The following is a 5048-nucleotide window of genomic DNA, read 5'->3' on the forward strand; positions in this document are numbered from 1 at the left end:
GCGGTTGACGATGGCCGCGTGGGTCACCGCCACGCCCTTCGGCCTGCCGGTGGAACCGGAGGTGAAGATCACGTACGCGGTGTTGTCCGGCCGCAGCGGGGCGCGGCGGTCGGCGTCGGTGAGCGGGGTCGTCGGCAGGCCGTGCAGGTCGAGCAGATCGATGCGCACCTGTGCGGTGTCGACCGGCAGGTCGGCGCCCGCGGTCAGCACACAGACCGGGTCGACGGTCCCGAGGATGTACTCGGTGCGCTCGACCGGGTGGTCCGGGTCCAGCGGCACATAGGCCGCACCGGCCACCGAGACCGCGTACATGCCGACGACCAGGTCCAGCGAGCGGCGCATGCCAAGGGCCACGTAGGACTCCGGGCCGACGCCGCGCTGGATCAGCCAGCGGGCCAGCTGGTGCACCCGGTCGGCGAACTCCGCGTAGGACAGACTCGTCCCCTCGAACGTCAGCGCGGATGCGCCCGGGGTGCGCGCGACCTGCGCCTGGAACAGCGCGGGCAGGGTCAGCGCGGTGCGGCCCGGCAGGCCGGACAGCAGTGCGGCGGCGTCGATCTCGTGCGCGGTGTCGTTCCAGCCGGTGACCACGAGCTCGCGTTCGGCGGCGTCGACCATCTCGATGTCGCCGACCCGGCGGGCCGGGTCGGTGGTGATGGCGTCGAGCACCCTGACCAGGCGGTCGGCGATGCGGCGCACGGTCGGCTCGTCGAACAGCCCGCCCTGGTAGCCGGCGCGGATGCGCAGGCGGGTGTCCAGCTGCGCGATCAGCGTCAGCGGGTAGTGGGTGGCGTCCGCGGCGTCGATGCCGGTGACGGCCATGCCGTCGATGTCTGCGGCCTGCGCCTGGATGCCCTCGGCGTCGACCGGGTAGGACTCGAACACCACCAGGGTGTCGAACAGCGCGCCGATGCCGACGGCCGACTGGATCTCGGCCAGGCCGACGTAATGGTGGTCGAGCAGGTCGGCCTGCTCGCCCTGCACCCGGACCAGCAGCTCACGCGCCTGCTCGGCGGCGTCGAAGCGCACCCGCACCGGGACGGTGTTGATGAACAGGCCGACCATCGACTCCACGCCGGCCAGCTGCGCCGGGCGGCCCGACACGGTGGTGCCGAACAGCACGTCCTCGCTGCCGGACATGTAGCCGGCCAACAGGCCCCAGGCCACCTGGAGCACGGTGTTGGGGGTGACGCCGAGCGTGCTCGCCAGCCCGGTCAGCCGCGCGGTCGCGGCCTCGTCCAGCTCGAACAGGTACTCGCCGGACAGCTCGGTGATCTCGTGGCGCGCGTCGGCCCTGGCCAGCAGCGTCGGCTCGGAGACCCGATCCAGCGCCGCCGACCACGCCGCCAGCGAGGCGGCCTTGTCCTGGCGCGCGCTCCACTCCAGGAAGTGCCGGTAGCTGCGCACCGAGGGCAGCTGCGACACGTCGGCGTGGAAGGCGTAGAGCATGAGCAGGTCGCGCATGAGCAGCGGCATCGACCAGCCGTCGAGCAGGATGTGGTGGTTGCTCACCACGAACTGCCAGCGGTCGGCGGCCACCTGGATCAGCGTGAACCGGATCAGCGGCGGCTCGGCGAGGTCGAAGCGGCGCAGCCGGTCGGCCTCGATCAGGTCGGCGGCCTCACCGGTGGCGACCCGGTCGTGCTCGGTCCAGTCCGCGCGCACGCCGTCGAGCACCACCTGCACGGCGGTGCCGTCGGAGTCGGTGACGAACGCGGTGCGCAGATTCTCGTAACGGTCCAGCAGCGCGTGGGCGGAGGCGCGCAGGCGCGCGGAGTCCACCCGGCCGGTCAGGGTCAGCACCGCCTGGGCGGTGTAGACGTCGACCGAGTGCTCGGCCATGCGGGCGTGGAAGTGCAGGCCCGATTGCAGCGCCGACAGCGGCCACACGTCGGTCAGCGCCGGGAAACGCCGCTCCCACTCGTCGATGTCGCGCTGGCCGACGCGCACCAGGGCGAAGTCGGACGGGGTGTGCCCGCCCGCCTCGGCCGAATTCGCGTGCCGGGCGACGGCTTCCAGGGCCTCGATCCAGAGCTGGGCGAACTCCTCGACCTCGGCCGTCGACAGCAGGGTGGCGGGGAAACCGATGTTCGCGGTGAGCGTGTCGCCCACCACGATGGCGTTGACGTCCAGCGGGGCCATGGCGGGCATGTCGGGGTCGTAGGCGCCGCCGAGCGCGCCCAGCTCCGCCGCCGGGGTCCAGCCGAAGCCGCGCAGCGCCTCGGGCACATCGCCCTCGGAGACGCGGCCGAGGTAGTTGAAGCTGACCTGGCCGGGCAGCCCGGCGGGCAGCTCACCCGCGGTCCGGGGGTTCAGGTAGCGCAGCAGGCCGTAGCCGATGCCCTTGTCCGGCACCGAGAGCAGCTGTTCCTTGACCGCCTTGACCGCGGCGCCCGCCGCGGCGCCGCCGGACATGGCCTCGGCCACGTCGAGGCCGGACAGGTCGAAGCGGACCGGGAAGATCGCGGTGAACCAGCCGACCGTGCGGGACAGGTCGGCGCCGGGCACGACCTCCTCCTCGCGGCCGTGGCCCTCGAGGCGGATCAGCACCGGATCGCTCGCGGACGCGCCGGTGCGGCGGGCCCGCCAGGTCGCGGTCGCCAGGGCGAGCGCGGTGAGCAGGCCGTCGTTGACGCCGCCGTGGAACAGCGCGGGCACCGTGGTGAGCAGTGCCTTGGTGACCTCGGGCGAGACCTCGACGGCGATCTTCTCGATCGCGCCGGAGACGTCGACGGCCGGGTCCATCGGCCGCTGCGTCAGCAGCGGGTCGGGAGTGTGCGCGACCTCGCGCCAGTAGTCCAGCTCGGCCACCCGCGCCGGGCTCGACGCCTCGGCGGCCAGGGCGTGCGCCCAGGCCCGCATGCTGGTCGCCGGGGCGACCAGCTCGGGCTGCTGCCCGGCGCTGATCTGTCCCCAGGTGGCGACGAAGTCGGGCACCAGGATGCGCCAGGAGACGCCGTCGACCACCAGGTGGTGGGCGAGCACGACGATCCTGCCCTGGACGTGCGGCGCGGCCGGGTCCAGCCAGACGAACCGGATCACCGCGCCGGTGGCCGGGTCGAGCCGGTCAAGCGCGGAATCCACCGCGGCCGTGGCGATCTCGACCAGCTGCCGCTCGTCGGCGTCGGCCGGGTACGCCACCCGCTCGATCAGCGCGTCCACGTCGACGGTGCCGGGCTCGGCGGTCTCCACCACCCAGTCGGTCTCGCCGCGGTACAGGCGCGCGCGCAGCATGTCGTGGCGGTCGATGACCGCGCCGACGGTGGCGGCGATGCCTGCGCGGTCGATGCCCGCGGGCAGCTCCAGCGCCAGCAGCTGGTTGAAGCGGCCGAACGAGCCGGGCCGCTCGGCCATGAACCGCACCACCGGGGTCAGCGGCATCTCACCGACGCCGCCGCCGACGGGTTCGGCCAGCTTCGCGACCGGCGCCGCGCCGACCTCGGCGGTCTCGGCCACGGCGGCCAGACCGGCGACGGTCTTCTGCTCGAAGACCTGACGCGGGGTGAAGACCACGCCGCGCGCCTTGGCGCGGGACACCAGCTGGATGGACACGATCGAGTCGCCGCCGAGGGCGAAGAACGAGTCGTCCACGCCGACCCGCTGCACGCCGAGCACCTCGGCGAAGACCTCGGCGATGGTCTGCTCGACCGGTGTGCGCGGGGCGCGGAAGACGACCTCGGTGGCGAACACCGGCTCCGGCAGGCCCTTGCGGTCCAGCTTGCCGACCGGGGTCAGCGGGACCCGGTCCATCACCATGATCGACGAGGGCACCATGTAGGCGGGCAGGCGCTGCTCGATGTGGGCGGTCAGCTCGGCCACGTCGATCGTGCGACCTGGCACCGCGACCACGTAGGCGACCAGCACGGTCGCGCCCGCGGCGTTCTCGTGGCCGAGGGTGGCCGCGAAGTCCACGTTCGGATGCGAGGCCAGCGCGGCGTCGATCACGCCCAGCTCGATGCGGAAACCGCGCACCTTGACCTGGAAGTCGGAGCGGCCCACGTACTGCACCTCGCCGGTGCGGGTCCAGCGGACCACGTCGCCGGTGCGGTACATGCGCGCGCCCGGCTCGAACGGGTCGGCCACGAAACGCTCGGCGGTCAGGCCGGGGCGGGCGTGGTAGCCGCGGGCCAGCTGGATGCCCGACAGGTACAGCTCACCCGCGACACCCACCGGGACCGGCCGCAGCCGGTTGTCCAGGATCAGCGAGCGCATGCCGCGGATCGGGCCGCCGATGGTGACGGTGTCGCCCGGGGTCAGCGCGTCGCTGATGTTGGTCATGATGGTGGTCTCGGTCGGGCCGTACCCGTTGTGGAAGGCCCTGACCTCGCCGGAATCACCCAGCGGCACCGCCCATTTCGCGACCAGCTCGGGCGGGCACGCCTCGCCGCCCGCCACCAGCACCCGCAGGGTGTCCAGGCCGGCCGGGTCGAAGGTGGCCAGCGCGGCCGGGGTGATGAAGGCGTGCGTGACCCGCTCGCGGCGGATCAGCTCCGACAGTTCCTCACCGCCGTAGACGCCCGGCGGCACCACGACCAGCGCGCCGCCCGCACCGAGCGCCAGCAGCAGCTCGAGGATCGAGGCGTCGAAGCTGGGCGAGGCGAAATGCAGTGCCCTGGTGCCGGAGTCGATGTCGTAGCGGTGCACCTGCTCGGCCCGGAAGTTGGCCAGGCCGGCATGGGTGACCACGACGCCCTTGGGCTTGCCGGTGGAACCGGAGGTGTAGATGACGTAGGCCGGCTGATCCACGCGGGTCGGGCGGACCCGGTCCGCGTCGGTGATCGGACCGCCGTCGTAGCCGCTCAGATCCAGCTCGTCGAGCACCAGCCAGCGGGTCGACTCGGGCAGGCCGTCGACCACCGAGGACACGGTCAGGCCGAGCGGCGAACCGGAATCGGTGACCATGTGCGCGATGCGGTCGGCCGGGTAGTCCGGGTCGACCGGCACGAAGGCCGCGCCGGTCTTGGACACCGCCCAGGCGGCGAAGACCGAGTCGGCCGAGCGCGGCACGCCGACGGCGACCAGGTCCTCGGCGCCGATGCCCTCGGCGA

General features: G+C 73.0%; 1 protein-coding gene. It reads right to left on the bottom strand.

The window, feature by feature from the left end:
- Positions 1–5048, bottom strand: a 5048-nt coding sequence (locus QH283_RS14775) for a non-ribosomal peptide synthetase (RefSeq protein ID WP_280503573.1), incomplete at both ends; no start/stop codon positions are given.

The sequence above is a fragment of the Nocardia farcinica genome (genome assembly GCF_029867845.1).
GTDB classification, from domain to species: domain Bacteria; phylum Actinomycetota; class Actinomycetes; order Mycobacteriales; family Mycobacteriaceae; genus Nocardia; species Nocardia farcinica_A.